Source organism: Streptococcus parapneumoniae (assembly GCF_037076355.1).
GTDB lineage: Bacteria > Bacillota > Bacilli > Lactobacillales > Streptococcaceae > Streptococcus > Streptococcus parapneumoniae.
Genome location: NZ_AP026968.1, coordinates 1,027,523 through 1,044,636, shown reverse-complemented (window position 1 = coordinate 1,044,636; position 17,114 = coordinate 1,027,523). Strand labels below are relative to the sequence as shown.

Below are 17,114 nucleotides of genomic sequence, written 5' to 3'. Positions count from 1 at the left end.
TAGACCTACCAATTTTTTACTTGTTCAAAGATTTCCTCAGCTAGACTTTCACTTCTGGCAATGACCAAAATCGAGCTATCATCAGCCAAACAGCTGAAAATTTTGTCCGCAAAAGTCTCGGTTAACTGAGCTTTTACAAAAGCCGTATTTCCTGGAATGACTTGGAGATTGATCATCTTGTCCATCAATTCAGCAGATTCTATATTGTCTTCAGCTAGTTGCAAACTTTTCACGATTGATTTTGGTAATTCATAGACATAGGTGTTATCTCTCAAAGGAATTTTGACAATCCCCAGCTCTTTGATATCTCGTGATACCGTTGCCTGAGTGGCAGTGATACCTGCCTCTTTCAAATGTTCTACGATTTCTTCTTGTGTACCGATTTGATAATCTGTCACAAATCGTCTAATTTTTTCAAGTCTCTCTTTTTTATTCATTTTTAAATTGACTATGCGCCCTCTCTACTACTTCTTCAATCTCAGCAAGAACCTGATTGCCTGCTGATTCTTCTTTTTTCAAATACGCTAAAAATTCAATATTTCCATGCCCACCTTGGATTGGAGAAAAGTCCAAGCCAAGGACTGAAAAGCCTTCCTCTACTGCCATAGTTGTGACAGATTCAAGGACATGTTGATGCACCTTGGCATCACGAATGATTCCATTTTTCCCAATTTGCTCACGTCCTGCTTCAAATTGGGGCTTAACCAGAGCCACGACCTGACCTTGATTAGCCAAGACACGGTGCAAGGTCGGCAAAATCAGACTGAGGGAAATGAAACTCACATCAATACTGGCAAAGCTCGGCTCCTGATCGAAATCAGTCTTTTCAGCATAGCGGAAATTAAACTGCTCCATACTGACAACTCGTGGGTCTTGGCGTAGTTTCCAAGCCAATTGATTAGTGCCGACATCGACTGCATAAACTAACTCAGCACCATTCTGCAACATAACATCGGTAAATCCTCCAGTAGAAGCCCCAATATCAATCGTTGTTGCCCCTTCTACTGACAAATCAAAGACCTGCAAGGCCTTCTCCAGTTTCAAACCACCACGGCTAACATACTTGAGTTTCTCCCCCTTGAGTTTTAACTCGGTGTCATCTGGAATTTTCTCTCCTGGCTTGTCAAACCGCTCTCCATTAAGGACTGCCACAACTAGGCCAGCCATTACACCACGCTTGGCCTGTTCTCTCGTTTCAAACAAGCCCTGTTTATAAGCTAGTACATCCACTCTTTCCTTAGCCATTGATTCTCAAACTTTCTACTACACTTACAATTGATTCTATCTCAAAAGGAACTTGCTGGGCAATTTCTTCTAATTTGGCATTAGCTTGATTCAAGGTTTGGTTACAAAAGACAATTGCCTCTTCCAAACCCAACAAGGCTGGATAGGTTGATTTTTCTGCCTGTAGATCCTTTTGAGGCGTCTTGCCGATTTCCTCAAAACTGGCAGTCACATCCAGTACATCATCTCGAACTTGAAAAGCAAGCCCAATCAATTCGCCAACAGTTTTCAGTTTTGCCTGCATTTCAGGAGCCAATTCAGCAATAATAGCAGCTGCTTGGAAGGGATAGGCTAGTAGTTTTCCAGTCTTATTAGCATGAATAGTCTGGAGTTCTTCCAAAGACAGGTGCTGGTGTTCGCCTTCCATATCCAAAACCTGGCCTGCTACCATGCCTAGACTTCCTGAAGCAAGAGATAAGTTGCCAATCAAGTCCACCTTGATCTGACTTGGCAAATCTGCCTGCGCTATCAAGGCATAAGAATCTAGGAACAAAGCATCTCCAGCCAAAATGGCCATAGCTTCACCGAATTTCTTATGGTTGGTCAAACGCCCTCGACGGTAATCATCATCATCCATGGCAGGAAGGTCATCGTGAATCAAGCTCCCTGTATGAATCATTTCCAAAGCCGCAGCCACCTGTGCGTGAGCAGGTTTAATAGCGACCTGCAAGGCTTCCAGAACTTCTAACAAGAGAAAAGGTCGAATACGCTTGCCACCAGCATGAATGGAATAGAGAACAGACTCTCGCAAATTAGAGGCAAACTGCTGGTCTCCATAAAAGTCTTCCAAGGCTGACTCGACAAGAGCTAATTTTTCTTGCTTCTTCATTCAAAATCACTTTCTGTTCCATCTTCTTGCATGACCTTGACCAAGGTCTTTTCAGCCTTGTCCAGCGTCGCTTGGAGCTCTTTTGACAAGACCATACCCTTTTGAAAGGCAGCAATCGCATCTTCCAGAGCAATTTCACCATTTTCCAAACTTTGGACAATGGTTTCCAGTTCTGCTAGATTTTCCTCAAATTTCTTTTGTTTTGACATCTTTAACCTCTAATTCTACTTGACCATCTCGCATCAAAAGCGTCACTTGGTCTTTTTTCTTCAAACTCTCAACCGAATCTACAACGGACTCTTCTTTCTTGACAATAGCATAGCCACGCGCCACGATTCGACTGGTATCCAACATCAGCAAGGCTTCCGAAAGTCGCTTGACTTCAGCAACCTTAGCATCATAAACCAGCGCCATTTGGCTACGGAGGAGCTTGTCCAACTGAGCTAGTCTGTCCTGATAGCGTTGAATTTTGGTAACAGGCGATAATTGGACTAGCTGATGCGTACTTGCTTGGACGACTTGTTTGTTATCAGAAATCCGTGTTCGCAAACTTTGTTTTAAGCGCAGTTGCAATTGATCCAAGCGTTGCAAATAACCATCATACAAGCGCTCTGGTTGTCTAAAAATAACAGACTGACTGCATTTTTTCAAAGCTTCTTGTTTCTTAGATAGGACATTTCGGACTGCCGTTGCCATCCGTTTTTCCTGATTTTGCAAATGAGCTAATAGATCCAACTTGGTCACAGGTGTTGCTAGTTCAGCAGCAGCCGTTGGTGTCGCAGCTCGTCGATCTGCCACAAAATCTGCCAAGGTCACATCCGTCTCATGCCCCACACTAGAGATAACTGGTAAACGAGATTCAAAAATGGCTCGTACCACAATTTCTTCGTTAAAGGCCCAGAGATCCTCTATGGAACCTCCACCACGACCAATAATGAGCAAGTCCAAATCGTCCCGTTGATTAGCACGCGCAATATTCCGTGCTATTTCCTCTGCTGCTCCATCTCCTTGAACCTTGGTCGGATAGAGAAGAATGTCAACACCTGAAAATCGCCTGCTGACGGTCGTGATAATATCTCGAATCACGGCTCCACTGCGACTGGTCACTACACCAATTCTCTTAGAAAATTGGGGCAGAGGTTGCTTGAAACGTTCTTGAAACAGGCCTTCTTCTGTCAATTTTTTCTTGAGTTGTTCAAACTGAATCGCAAGCGCCCCAACCCCATCAGGCTCAGCCTTTTCAATGATGATGGAGTAGCTACCACTTGGTTCATAGACCTGCACACGCCCAATCACATTGATTTTCATCCCTTCTTCCAGGTCAAACCCTAATTTCTGATAAATTCCAGACCAGATGGTCGCTTGAATAACTGCATGGTCATCTTTTAGGGAGAAATATTGGTGAGTAGGTCGTTTACGAAAGTTGGAAACTTGACCAGTTAAATAGACCCGTTCCAAGTAAGGGTCTTTATCGAATTTCATTTTCAGATACTTGGTCAAAGTTGTTACCGATAAATACTTTTCCATCTCCACCTACTATTCATTTACTTGCTCTTTCATGGGTATTATTATACCAAAAATATGCCTAAAAATCTCCATTTATGTACCATTATGAGGGAAAAATAGAAAAAGGAGGCAAGGCCTCCACATCTGATTATTTGCTGTTTCGAGCTTCTTCCAAAATCTTAGCAATCTTGGTTGTCAACAAATCGATAGCCACTGTATTGCTAACTCCTTCAGGAATGACGATATCAGCATAACGCTTAGTTGGCTCGATAAACTGGTGGTACATTGGTTTAACCACACCTAAGTACTGGTCAATGACGCTATCAAGGCTACGGCCACGCTCCTCCATATCACGCTTGATACGACGAATAATGCGCACATCATCATCCGTATCCACAAAAATTTTGATATCCATCAAATCACGCAGACGCTTATCCTCCAAGACCAAAATCCCCTCAACGATAAAGACATCTTGAGGCTCCTGACGATAAGTCTTGCTACTTCGTGTATGCTCTGTATAGTCATAAGTCGGAATGTCCACCGGACGCCCTGCCAACAATTCCTTAATCTGCTCGATCATCAAGTCTGTATCAAAGGCAAAAGGATGGTCGTAGTTGGTTTTGACACGCTCTTCAAAGGTCAAGTGAGACTGATCCTTGTAGTATGAATCATGTTCGATCATGGAAATCTTTTCATCAGGAAAATGCGATAAAATGGCTCTTGAAACACTGGTTTTACCACCACCAGAACCACCTGTCACTCCGATAATGATTGGTCTATTTTGCATGCTATCCTCCGTTTTTTTATCCGTCGTCTATTCTATCACATTTTTAGCAAAATTTATAGTCTAGTTTGGATAGTCTAGGGAAAACAATTCCAATCCCGACACCCCAGTTAGACTAGCTAAAAACCTTCCTTGGTTTGTAGAGATTATCCCGTTTTTCTAGAATGGCTAGCAATTTATCGCCTTCAAAGGCAGCTAATTCTTGTTCTGTTTGGTCGAGCTCGATAAAGCGACCAAAGCGCACTTCTGTAGCCTCTTCTGGACTTAGGAAAACTTTGACAAGGTCACCCGTCCCAATCTCAAGAGGATGGAGAAAGTCTAATTGCCCAGCCTCCACTTTTTCAGCAATTTCTTCCAAGGTCAAGGCATCCTCTAGCTGTAAACCTGCCGCACTGTTCCGTGTCAGATGTGACATATGGGCAGCATATCCAAGTTTCTCTCCCAAGTCAACTGATAAGGTACGGATATAAGTCCCCTTACTGCATTTCACACGAAAAGTAAATCGTGCAAGTTCGCCCTCATAAGAAATCGAACTTGTTCGATCAAATTGATAAATGGTCACCTGACGTTCTGGACGCTCCACTTCCTGACCAGCACGCGCATACTCATAAAGCTTACGACCATTGACCTTGACAGCCGAATACATAGGCGGAATCTGAGTAATAGGCCCAGTCAAACTGGCGATTGCTTCATCGACAAGCTTTTCATCCAAGGGCGATAAAACAGGTGTCTCTGCGACCACTTCCCCACTAGCATCCTCAGTTGTCGTTGAATAACCGATAGTAATCTCCCCCTCATAGACCTTACCCTCGTCCTGCATAAACTCGACCATGCGTGTCGCCTTGCCAACCGCAATGGGCAAAACACCCACCACATCCGGATCTAAGGTCCCACCATGACCAATCTTCTTGGTTCCCAAAATCTTACGCAGTTTAAAAACCGCATCATGCGAGGTCATCCCTGCTTCTTTTTTTAAGTTGATAATACCGTTCATACGTCGCTTTCTACTCCCCCTTCAGCACTTCAAACTTTGCTTTCATTGTTGGATTCTTTCGAGTCAATTTTTTGACGGAAACGTCTTCCAATTTATTGTTTGCAAGGCGAAGTTGATTCTCAGATGTTGTCAGGAATTTCTTGACCTCTTCCATACGTTTGATGGCCTTGTCGATTTCATCAATAGCTTTTCCAAAGTTGGTCGAAGCTGAATTATAGTTTTTAGCAAAAGCTAGCTTGAAGGCATCCAAGTCCTCCTCAAAATGAGTTATGTCAATATTTTGCTCACGAACAAGTGCTAACTCCTGCTTGTATTTTAGGGAATTAAGCGCCGCATTACGCAAGAGCCCAATCAACTGAATAAAGAACTGAGGACGAACCACATACATCTTTTCATACTCGTGGCTGACATCAACAATCCCTGTGTTAAAGTAGTCGTTATCAGCCTCAAGCATGGTCACCAAAACGGCATATTCACAATTTTTCTCCCGACGGTCCTTGTCCAATTCCTTATAAAAATCTGCATTCTTATGCTTCTTCTCTGTTCCGTCCGCTTCATTTTTCATCTCAAACATGATGGAAATGATTTCAACACCATTTTCATCACACTCACGGAAGATAAAGTCACCCTTAGACCCACGCGCAGAGACCTTGTTATCCTTCTCAAAGTAGGCATTTGGAAAGGCAAAACTACGGACCTTGTTAAACTCACTCTCTGCATACTGTTCCAGACTTTCCCCGATAGCTTTTGTAGATTGTTGGGCTTTGAAATTCTTATAAAATTCGACTTGTTCACTGGCTGCCTTGAGCTGGGCTTCATAGTTTTGCTTAACAGAAGCAAGAGAAAGCTCATTTTCCTTTTCCTGCAAAAGCAGTTGGTTTTTGACCTGAGCCCGTTCTTTTTCTAGGTCAGAAAGGGTCTTTTGTAGTTGATTTTCATGCTCCAAACGCAAGGTAGCCAATTGGTTTTCCAAGGCCTGTACTTCCTTGTCCTTGGCCAAGAGAGCCTGATGGCTTGTCTGTTCAACCTCTTTCTTGGCCAATTCTTTTTCTGTTTCAAAGTTTTGGATTTGACTCTGTAATTGCGTAATTTCTTGGTCTTTTTGAGCTAGTTTAGACTGTTGCTCATTCATGGCCTTTTGCTCAGCCAACGCCAGTTCCTGCTTCATCCGATCGTGTAGTTCCTTATCAAACTCTGCCGTTCTCACTTGAGACAGAAGTTCAGCATACTGACTTTCATTTACTGTAAAGACTTCCCCACAGTTGGGACATTTGATTTCGTTCATATCGTTCCTCTTTCTAGGCTTCTGTAACCATTATATCATGCCTGAGGGAAAATCAAAAACAGTGAGTCAAAACCCACTGTTTATCTTCTGTTACTTTAAATTTTTTCCAAGGCCAAGCGCAAATCTTCGACCAAATCCTCTACATTTTCAAGTCCGATTGACAAACGAATTTGGTTTGGTGTGACACCTGCTGCTTCTAGATCTTTTTCTGACAATTGACCGTGAGTGGTTGTTGATGGATGGACAACAAGCGATTTAGCATCTGCCACATTTGCAAGATCAGAGAAGATTTCTAAATGATCAATTACCTTGCGTGCTTCTGCCTCCCCACCTTTGACATGGAAGGTAAAGATTGAACCCACACCTTTAGGCAAGTATTTCTCAGCCAAGGCATGATATGGACTATCTGCTAGTTTTGGATAATTTACCTTTTCTACCTTAGGATGGTTGACGAGAAAATCAACAATTTTCTCTGCATTTTGCACATGGCGTTCCACACGAAGAGAAAGGGTTTCAAGTCCTTGGAGTAACAAGAAGGCATTAAATGGTGACAAGGCTGCACCTGTATCACGAAGCAATTGAACACGGACAGCGATAATAAAGGCTGCTGCACCCACATCACGAGTATAGCTCAAATTGTGGTAGCTTGGGTCTTCCTCAACAAATTGAGGGAATTTTCCTGAAGCAACCCAGTCAAAACTACCACTATCGACAATCACTCCTCCAATAGTCGTACCATGCCCACCAATAAACTTAGTCGCAGAGTGAATAGCAATATCTACACCGTGAGAGAAGACGTTAATCAAATATGGTGTAGCAAAAGTGTTGTCCGAAACGAGTGGAATCTGGTGTCTATGCGCAATCTCAGCCAATTTTTCCAGGTCTGGAATGTTAATCAAGGGGTTACCCAAGGTTTCAATCAAGACAAGCTTGGTATTGTCATTGATCGCTGCTTCCACTTCTTCCAAATTATCCACATCAACAAAGGTTGTTGTGATACCATAACGAGGAAGGGTTTCCTTCAAGAGATTGAAGGTTCCACCGTAAATAGTCGAAGCAGCCACTACATGGTCACCAGCATGGGCAAGAGCCAAAATCGTATAAGTCACTGCAGCCATACCTGATGCTGTTGCAAGAGCTCCGACACCACCTTCGAGAGCTGCAATTCTTTCTTCAAAAGCAGCCGTTGTAGGATTGGTGATACGAGTATAAATGTTCCCTGGTTTTCTCAAGGCAAACAGATCGGCACCTTCCTGCGTGTCATCAAAAACAAAAGATGTTGTTTGATAAATCGGCACTGCACGAGACTTGGTAGCTGGATCCGCAACTTGACCAGCATGTAGTTGCAAAGTTTCAAATTTAAAATCACGAGTCATAAGGCGACCTCCATATAGTTTGATTAAGGATATTGTAGCACCTTGAGTTATAGTTTACAAATATCAGTTTTCTATATTTTGGTATATGAAATAGCTATTACCTTATTTTGAAAATGAAAAAAGCACGACTCAATCGTGCTCATTTTCTTAATCTACATAAGTATCTTCGTTTTTATTGAGGAAGGCATATGGCAGCCCCATCAAGAGGCCTCCTCCGATAAAGTTTCCGATGAAGGTTACACCCCAGTGGCGAAGCATATTTCCAACACCGAAGTTAGCAATTGAATCAGCAGCAACACTGAATTTTACAATCGCGAAAGAAGCAAAGTTCGCCGCAATGTGCTCGTTTGTTAAGAATACAAACATGTAAATCGCTGATAAAACGAGCCAAAGTTTGACACCACCATCTTTGACCAAAACAAATGAAAGAATCGCAATATTTACGAAAATATTTGCCAAAATCGCCTCAAGCAAGACCAATTCATTTGAGCGGCCTAACTTCATCTCAACAACACCTGAGATGAAACTATCGTGTGTCAGATTCGCATAGGCTGCCGAGTGGGCAAAGCCCCAACCTGCTATCAAAGCCCCGATAAGGTTGAAGAAGGTACAGTAAAGTAAAATCTCAGCTGTTTTTCTCCAAGAGATTTTTTTCAAGAAACTACCTGCAGTCAAGAACATCATGTTTGATGTTACCAACTCGGCATTCAAAAAAACAATGTAGGCCAATCCCCAAGCAAAGACAAATGGGAAGAGGAAACGTCCACTACCTGGTGCAATTTTATTAATCAAGTCAGCCCCAACTGCACCAGCAGCTGTACTGAAAGTTAAAAATGCACCTGCAAACATAGAACGAATCGCATACTTAAATTTGCTTTGGCTATAAAGACTTTCTTTCTTCTTGCAAGCAAATTCAATCTTTGAGATAAATTCTGAAGAAACCATAATAAACTCCTAAATCTTTTTTCTTGATAATTATATCACAAACTTTAGATTTTAGGAAGCGTTTTCCGCATTTCATAAAAGTTTATTTTTATGAAAATCTTAAAAAAATCAGTGAAATTCTGGATTTCACTGATTTGTATTAATAAAATTGTTTATACGGTTGATTGAAAGCTGTTAGGATTTCATCAGATGTTTGTGAATAATCTTTTGTTTCTTTCAAATCACCTTTTACAATAATACGTTCTGTAGCAGCAAGGTCTTCACAGGTTACTAATGTGATTTCATTGACCCCATCTCTATCATCAACCTCATCAACGCGATCTGGTGTCACACGTTTGACTTCTCGTATTTCATAAGTATAAACTTTATTTTTATCGGTTAGATAAATCTTCATACCATTTTTAGCATTATCTAAAGGAGAAAATAACATTTTATTAGCATTATCAACACCAAAGATATGGTGACTAGCTAGACTATAATTTCCTTCTCCCATTACTTGCTCGCGTTTCATTGTACCAGCGCCGTAGAAGAGATTAACATTATCAAGTCCTTTAAAAATCGGCAAATTCATTTCCAATTCAGGAATTGCAATTCCCCCAATAACTGGTAATTTTTGAGCATCCCATTGAGAAGCTAGAACAGCTTCCGAAGAAATCGCTTTGACCGAATCAAAATCAAAATTTCCTTCTGTATCCTGATTTTCTTCTATTTTTTCTTTTGATACTTGACTAACTTGATACTTATTGGTATTCCAGACCATGAAAATATTTCGAATTTGCGCATTAAAAATCAAAGCCAGTGACAGTAATATCAGAAATCCTGCTAGGATATTTGTCAGCAGATTTTTTCGTTTGTTTTTCTTCTTATTATTTTTTTGAGACATTATGCTTCACCTTCTGTTTCATTTTCTGTCCCAACTTCTTCTTTTTCTGCCGCTGCAACCGTTGTGAAGGTCACTATCTGAGCATCTTGATCCAGACGCATTACTTTAACTCCCATAGTTGCGCGTCCTGTTTGTGAAATATTGGCAAGATTGGTTCGAATCATGACACCTGTATCAGTGATAATCATCAAATCCTCATCCCCTTGAACAGTCATAAGACCGGCCAGCAAGCCATTTTTTTCGGTAATTTTAGCTGTCTGCATTCCCTTACCACCACGACCTTTTGTTGGATATTCAGTAGCAGCTGTACGCTTACCATATCCTTTTTCAGTAATGATAAGAACCTCATCTTGATCAGTAATTACGCTCGCTCCGACTACTGTGTCTCCATCACGGAGATTAACACCTTTCACACCAGTGGCGATACGGCTCATACCACGAACGGCTGATTGATTAAAGCGAACTGCATAACCAAACTTGGTACCAATGATAATATCCGTATCTTCTTCCGTCAACAAGACATTGATTAACTCATCTTCATCCTTAAGATTCAGTGCTTTAAGTCCATTCTGACGAATGTTAGCAAACTCCTTAACACTGGTTCTCTTCACAATACCGTGACGGGTTGTAAAGAAGAGATAAGCATCATCACTGCGATCAGACTCAACATTGATAATAGTCTGAATACTTTCGCCTTCATCTAATTTCAAGAGATTAACTACTGGCAGTCCTTTGGCCGTCCGACCATACTCAGGAATTTCATAACCTTTCAAACGATAGACACGTCCTTTATTTGTAAAGAAGAGCAGGTGATCATGGGTGCTAGTTGACACTAACTCACGAACAAAATCATCATCCTTAACACCTGTTCCTTGGACACCACGACCCCCACGTTTTTGAGCAGTAAATTCAGCTTGGTCCAGACGTTTAATGTATCCTTTGTTAGAAAGCGTAATCAAGACATCCGATTCTTCAATCAAATCTTCATCTTCAAGACTCAAGACTTCACCGACCATCAACTCTGTACGACGTTTATCGGAAAATTTACGTTTAACTTCATCTAATTCGTCTTTGATAATTTGAGAAACACGTTCTGGCTTAGCAAGAATATCCGCCAAATCCGCAATCAGAGCCAAGAGGTCATCATACTCAGACTGAATCTTATCGCGTTCCAAACCTGTCAAACGACGAAGGCGCATGTCTAGGATAGCCTGACTTTGACGTTCAGAAAGCTTGAACTTACTCATCAACTCGGCTTGTGCTTCTGCGTCTGTCTCACTAGCACGGATGATACGAATCACTTCATCGATATGGTCTAGCGCAATTAAGAGACCTTCTAATATATGAGCGCGTGCTTCCGCTTTTTCCTTATCAAAACGTGTCCGACGAACAACCACTTCTTTTTGGTGCTCGATATAAGCATCCAAAATCTGACGAAGGGATAAAATCTTCGGTACACCATTTTGGATAGCAAGCATATTGAAACCAAAGTTGGTTTGCATCTGGGTCATCTTAAAGAGGTTATTGAGGATAACATTGGCTGAGGCATCGCGCTTGACTTCAATAACAAATCGAACCCCTTCACGGTTTGACTCATCACGTACTGCTGTAATCCCCTCAATCCGTTTTTCCTGAACCAAGCGAACAATATGCTCATGCACCTTGGTTTTGTTGACCATATAAGGAAATTCTGTTACAACGATGCGCTCACGACCAGTCTTAGTCGTTTCAATCTCTGTACGAGAACGTAGGACAATCGAACCTTTACCTGTTTCATAAGCCTTATGAATGCCTGATTTCCCCATGACAAGGGCACCTGTTGGAAAATCTGGCCCAGGCAAGACTTCCATCAAGTCCTTGGTAGTCACTTCAGGATTATCCATGACCAACTTCACTGCATCAATGGTTTCACCCAGATTATGAGGTGGAATATTGGTTGCCATCCCAACAGCGATACCAGTTGCTCCATTAACCAAAAGGTTTGGAAAACGTGCAGGCAAGACCAAGGGTTCCCGTTCATTGGCATCATAGTTATCGACGAAATCAACCGTATTCTTATTGATATCTCGAAGCATTTCTAGAGCAATCTTGCTCATACGTGCCTCAGTATAACGCTGGGCGGCAGCACCATCTCCATCCATGGAACCAAAGTTCCCATGACCATCTACAAGCATGTAACGGTAGCTCCACCATTGAGCCATACGGACCATGGCTTCATAAATAGAGTAATCCCCGTGTGGGTGATATTTACCCATGACATCCCCTGTAATACGAGCAGATTTTTTATGAGGTTTGTCTGGAGTAACACCCAATTCATTCATTCCGTAGAGAATGCGACGGTGAACAGGTTTCAAGCCATCTCGAACATCAGGAAGAGCCCGGGCTACGATAACACTCATGGCGTAATCGATAAAGCTCGTCTTCATCTCCTTTGTCAGATTGACATTCACTAAATTTTTATCCTGCATTAATAAATGCCTCATTTCACAATTAGTAAGTAACAACATTATACCATAAATTCCCATCTATTTCAGCCTCTAAACCACTAAAACGTTTACATTGAGAACTATAAGGCATATTCGTGACAAAGTTTTTTAAAAGTGATAGAATGAAGTTATCTGGGGAAAATCCCCTAATAAAATTAAGGAGATGTTTAGAACAATGACTTCAACTAAACAACACAAAAAAGTTATCCTTGTCGGAGATGGTGCTGTAGGTTCATCTTACGCTTTTGCACTGGTTAACCAAGGAATTGCACAAGAGCTTGGAATTATCGAAATTCCACAATTGCATGAAAAAGCTGTTGGTGACGCGCTTGACCTTAGTCACGCCCTTGCCTTCACTTCACCTAAAAAAATCTATGCAGCTCAATACTCTGACTGTGCAGACGCTGACCTTGTTGTGATCACTGCAGGTGCGCCTCAAAAACCAGGTGAAACTCGTCTTGACCTTGTAGGTAAAAACCTTGCTATCAACAAATCAATCGTAACTCAAGTTGTTGAATCAGGTTTCAAAGGTATCTTCCTTGTTGCTGCTAACCCAGTTGACGTTTTGACTTACTCAACTTGGAAATTCTCTGGTTTCCCTAAAGAACGCGTTATCGGTTCAGGTACTTCACTTGACTCAGCTCGTTTCCGTCAAGCACTTGCTGAAAAATTGGATGTGGATGCTCGTTCAGTGCACGCCTACATCATGGGTGAACACGGTGACTCTGAGTTCGCTGTTTGGTCACACGCAAACATCGCTGGTGTAAACCTTGAAGAATTCCTTAAAGACACTCAAAATGTTCAAGAAGCTGAATTGATTGAATTGTTCGAAGGTGTTCGTGATGCAGCCTACACAATCATCAATAAAAAAGGTGCAACATACTACGGTATCGCAGTAGCCCTTGCTCGTATCACTAAAGCAATCCTTGACGATGAAAACGCAGTACTTCCACTTTCAGTATTCCAAGAAGGTCAATACGGAGTTGAGAACGTCTTTATCGGTCAACCAGCTGTTGTTGGTGCACATGGTATCGTTCGTCCAGTAAATATCCCATTGAACGACGCAGAAACTCAAAAAATGCAAGCATCTGCTAAAGAATTGCAAGCTATCATTGACGAAGCATGGAAAAACCCAGAATTCCAAGCAGCTTCAAAAAACTAATTTAACTATAGACAACTCCTTGAATCATCAGGGAGTTGTTTTTTCTGTATTATAGTAGGTTGAAGTTAGAGTAGTACACAACTGCTTCTAAGATCTGGTTAAAAATTGCTTTCTTCAGATTTTATAGTTCATTGAATCTATAACAGTACGTATCGACTGCTAAAATATTTCTATAAATCAATTTTCCTTTCCTAATCGATTTGTTCATATCTTATTTCAATCCATTATACATCTTCCCACAATAAAACGCATAATACCAAGGATTGTCAATACCTTATCTTATGCGTTTTTTCTGATTTCAAAGAATTTTGACTCGGCCTTCTTTTTAATTATTTTCAAAATAGGAATCAACCAACTCCTGAATTCTTCCTGCTTTAGCTGCTGGAATAGTGTCTTCTAAAACAAAATTCTTCCTACTGATATATTTAGAAAAATTGCCAAATATAAAATTAGTCGAGATATTATAGATAATCTCAGACGGAGCAAATCCATAAACCTGATTCTCTAAAATATGCTTCAAACGTTTTTCAGAATCTGGAAATAATTGTTTCAAACCATCACTATTATAGAGGCGTTTAACCAATTCTGCAATATAGAGGCCTGACTTCATATATAAATCAATAAAAGTCTTAGATGGATCATCAAAAATCCCTGGATTTTCCTTTTCCAAATCATCCACCATCCTTTTCACCACTCGTTTAGGAGTGAAAATTTGGTTGGTCTTCTGCGGTGGAATATAGTCAAAAATGTCTTCTTTTTGATCTTTAAAATAATCCGCCAACTCCTCTTTCTTGCGAAGAAATTCTTGGATTGCTTCATCAAATGTTGCTTGATCAAAGAGATGCCCTGCAAAATCTTGTCCACCATCTCTCAAATAACGAAATTGGTCAATCGTAATACCAGTCACTTCAAAGAAGACATGCTCAGGAACAAAGGTATCAAAATTATCAAGTGTTAGAGATTGATTACCATAGGCCATGATGAAACTTGGAATTGTTCGTGCAAATCCTCGAAGATGGTCCCGAATTTCATCTTGGGCTGATTGTTTCAGCTGCTCAACACGTTTTATCTCAACCTGTTCGATAAACTTCTCAGGCATTTTTTCCACTTCTTTTTTGAGTGTTTGCTCTAGTTTTTCTTTGTGAATGAGATTGTTTTCTTCTAAACGTTTTTCAAAATTTTCTTGAATCTTATCCTTTTGCTCCTTATCAACCGCTTCCTTGATTTGTTGTTGCAATTCTTCCCTGATATGAGCTTCAGAAATTTTTCTTTCGATATCATTTTTTCGAATTTCATTCTCAAATGTTACTGTAATTTGTTTCTTAATTTGCTCAGTTTCCCGAGTTTTTAGGTTGTATTCACCTTTCAAATCTTCTACAATCACTGAAGAAACCGTCTTACTCAAATCATTAACCAGCTGTTTTTGAGTTCTGTCCTCATCCTTAGTGAACAAATCTGTCACAGATTGACTAAGTCCATAGACTTTTTCACCAAAAAGTCGCATTTGCTGATTAACTACAATTTCATCGTCAACTACTGCATTGCCCTCATCATCTACTGTAACATCTGAAAAGTCTAATAGTTCAGATGATGTTTGTAACTTCCCTTCCTTTTCAACTGGGAGTTCATTTAAAATGTCTAGAACTGTTTGACTAGCTTGGAAAATACCGCTGATATTATCAAATAAGAGATTGGACATAAAGCCACGTTTAAGAACTTCTCTAGCTTTTATCTGGCGAGGAATGGTTAGAACCGCCTTAGCATCAATTTCAACCATCTTACCAGCACTATCTTCAGCTATGACAGGGAAGAAATTTAGTAATTCTCTGATATTTTCTTCACGAGTTGTCGAAGTCCCGCCGCCTCCTGCAGTTGCAAGCGATAAGTTGTTGGCAAACTCATCAAAGAGAATCAAGGTTCTTTCCGGCGCAAAGTCAAATACATAGGCTCTTTCTTTGCGAAAGTGATTTCCTTTGTTATCGGTCCATGAGTAAGGATTTTGAGCACGGAAGGCGGCCTGCATATAAAGTGCAGGTGATTTCAAATTTGATAACATCAATACGCCCGTCCATTCAGGGATAGTGACACCTGTCGTCAATTGACCGACGGATAGGGTGATGGTTTTGTCATTCTCTGCTATCGCTTTTCTAACCAAATCTAAGGATTTGAGTTTGACTTTATCGTCATCCTCAGACATACGCCCGTCGCCAGCAGCTAACACAATCTCATAATTTTCATAGATGGGATGTTCTTCTAGTAGAGCTTTTAAAGCTTTAGCTGAGGCTACACGTTCTAACAGCCAAAAAGTATGCTTGAGTTCATTTCGAAGTTCTTTAGTTGAAAATGGATATTTTTCATTGCTCGATAGAGTATCTAACCAATTTCTGACATCTTGCTCATGGATAAATTTCCCTTTATCATCTGTGGCGAAAAATTCACTCAAGTCAAAAGCATAGTCGATATTTTCGCCATCCAGTTGAACACCTTTTTCTAACTCCTCACCAATCATCTGAGACATTTGATAGGTAAAGAGATTTAACTGAGGTAAGGTTTCATATGGATTTTCCTCTTCTTGCTCAGAAGACCAAGTCGATTTAGCAGACTGTTCATCCGCATAAGACCAGTTGTAGATTTGATCCTCTGTAAAATCTCCTTTGGCCAATGCCTTAAATGGTGTACCTGACAAATGCAGAGTGAAATTCCGCCGAATCTTATTAAAAGCTTGGTCTGTCTTAAAGGTATCAACTCCTTCGTGAGCCTCATCGATAACCAATAAATCCCAGTAGAGATCTGTCACCCATTTAAGTTTGTTATGCTCTCCACCTAGATAAGCAGAGCCTTTCAAGTCTTGGAGACTGATAAAAGCAAGTTGTCTTACATCGTCATCTAAAATACCAACAAATTCTTTACGTGACAAGGTTGGACGACTCTTAAGGCTGTCTGATTCAGAAACAAACTTATAAGTCGTTTGACCTGCTATGAATGTTTCGAAATCATCATACCATGAGTTAGCAATGGCAGGCCTGTTGGTTACAATTAGGACATTAACAGCTTCCATTCGACGAGCTAGGTCATAGGTAGACAAGGTTTTACCAAATCGTGGCTTGGCATTCCAGAGAAATTTGCCTCCAGCATGTTCTTGGAAATAAGCTAATGTATTAGCAACTGCTTCTTCCTGCTCTTGTCGCAAGGTATAGTCCTGTCCTTGTCCAGGCTGATAACCTGATAAATCATGCTTAACAAACTTATCGAAGAGATTTTTGGATTTTTCAGGAGTTCCATTAAAATAGAACCATTCCGTCTTAGGACGACGCTCCACATCATGAAAAGAAAGGAAATGGTGGAAATCATGATCCTTGAAAGTTTTACCCTTATCAGGATCTTCTGTATAGGTCGCATCTCCAGTCCATAAGACATCTGTATCAATATGAGCTGTATGCGTTTGTTCTTTAATCCGTTGTCTGACATCACGCTCCGTATAACCAATCTTAATCCAGCCCTCATTGCTGGTTACCGTCGGTGTAGTGTAGGCATAGATTTTAGGATGAATTTCTTTAGTTGTTTTAATTTCTACTGGCAT

General features: G+C 40.8%; 14 protein-coding genes. 1 reads left to right on the top strand and 13 read right to left on the bottom strand.

Annotation, left to right across the window (positions count from 1 at the left end):
- Nucleotides 1-5: 5 nt before the first annotated feature.
- The 12 genes from SP4011_RS05365 to gyrA form a co-directional block, all read right to left on the bottom strand.
- Nucleotides 6-437, bottom strand: coding sequence for an arginine repressor (locus SP4011_RS05365; RefSeq protein WP_001034401.1), 432 nt, complete (start codon nt 435-437; stop codon nt 6-8).
- Nucleotides 430-1,245, bottom strand: a complete 816-nt coding sequence (locus tag SP4011_RS05360; protein WP_338620227.1) for a TlyA family RNA methyltransferase — start codon at nt 1,243-1,245, stop codon at nt 430-432. Before SP4011_RS05360 ends, SP4011_RS05365 begins: the two co-directional genes overlap by 8 nt.
- The gene (locus SP4011_RS05355) at nt 1,238-2,113 is read right to left on the bottom strand and encodes a polyprenyl synthetase family protein (protein WP_338620225.1); all 876 of its coding nucleotides are present in this window, start codon (nt 2,111-2,113) and stop codon (nt 1,238-1,240) included. Before SP4011_RS05355 ends, SP4011_RS05360 begins: the two co-directional genes overlap by 8 nt.
- The gene (locus tag SP4011_RS05350; protein ID WP_000043226.1) at nt 2,110-2,322 is read right to left on the bottom strand and encodes an exodeoxyribonuclease VII small subunit; all 213 of its coding nucleotides are present in this window, start codon (nt 2,320-2,322) and stop codon (nt 2,110-2,112) included. Before SP4011_RS05350 ends, SP4011_RS05355 begins: the two co-directional genes overlap by 4 nt.
- On the bottom strand, nt 2,300-3,640 hold the full coding sequence (gene xseA, locus SP4011_RS05345) for an exodeoxyribonuclease VII large subunit (protein ID WP_262082229.1): 1,341 nt from the start codon (nt 3,638-3,640) through the stop codon (nt 2,300-2,302). Before xseA ends, SP4011_RS05350 begins: the two co-directional genes overlap by 23 nt.
- Before the next feature lie 127 nt (nt 3,641-3,767).
- The gene (gene udk / locus SP4011_RS05340) at nt 3,768-4,406 is read right to left on the bottom strand and encodes a uridine kinase (RefSeq protein WP_001181376.1); all 639 of its coding nucleotides are present in this window, start codon (nt 4,404-4,406) and stop codon (nt 3,768-3,770) included.
- Nucleotides 4,407-4,518: 112 nt separating this feature from the next.
- Entirely contained in the window at nt 4,519-5,397 is an 879-nt protein-coding gene (gene truB / locus SP4011_RS05335; protein ID WP_338620220.1) for a tRNA pseudouridine(55) synthase TruB, read from the bottom strand.
- Nucleotides 5,398-5,407: 10 nt separating this feature from the next.
- Complete coding sequence (locus SP4011_RS05330; protein ID WP_338620218.1) at nt 5,408-6,682, bottom strand: DUF2130 domain-containing protein; 1,275 nt, start codon at nt 6,680-6,682, stop codon at nt 5,408-5,410.
- A gap of 95 nt (nt 6,683-6,777) precedes the next feature.
- Complete coding sequence (locus SP4011_RS05325; RefSeq protein WP_338620216.1) at nt 6,778-8,058, bottom strand: O-acetylhomoserine aminocarboxypropyltransferase/cysteine synthase family protein; 1,281 nt, start codon at nt 8,056-8,058, stop codon at nt 6,778-6,780.
- 147 nt (nt 8,059-8,205) lie between these two features.
- Nucleotides 8,206-9,003, bottom strand: a complete 798-nt coding sequence (locus SP4011_RS05320) for a formate/nitrite transporter family protein (protein ID WP_338620214.1) — start codon at nt 9,001-9,003, stop codon at nt 8,206-8,208.
- Between the two features lie 139 nt (nt 9,004-9,142).
- Complete coding sequence (srtA, locus tag SP4011_RS05315; RefSeq protein ID WP_050261547.1) at nt 9,143-9,886, bottom strand: sortase SrtA; 744 nt, start codon at nt 9,884-9,886, stop codon at nt 9,143-9,145.
- On the bottom strand, nt 9,886-12,354 hold the full coding sequence (gene gyrA, locus SP4011_RS05310; protein ID WP_338620211.1) for a DNA gyrase subunit A: 2,469 nt from the start codon (nt 12,352-12,354) through the stop codon (nt 9,886-9,888). Before gyrA ends, srtA begins: the two co-directional genes overlap by 1 nt.
- Nucleotides 12,355-12,547: 193 nt before the next feature.
- Here gyrA and SP4011_RS05305 point away from each other — a divergent pair, with 193 nt between their 5' ends.
- Nucleotides 12,548-13,534, top strand: coding sequence for an L-lactate dehydrogenase (locus tag SP4011_RS05305; protein WP_000204726.1), 987 nt, complete (start codon nt 12,548-12,550; stop codon nt 13,532-13,534).
- 325 nt (nt 13,535-13,859) lie between these two features.
- Here SP4011_RS05305 and SP4011_RS05300 read toward each other — a convergent pair whose 3' ends face one another.
- On the bottom strand, nt 13,860-17,114 hold the full coding sequence (locus SP4011_RS05300; protein WP_338620209.1) for a DEAD/DEAH box helicase family protein: 3,255 nt from the start codon (nt 17,112-17,114) through the stop codon (nt 13,860-13,862).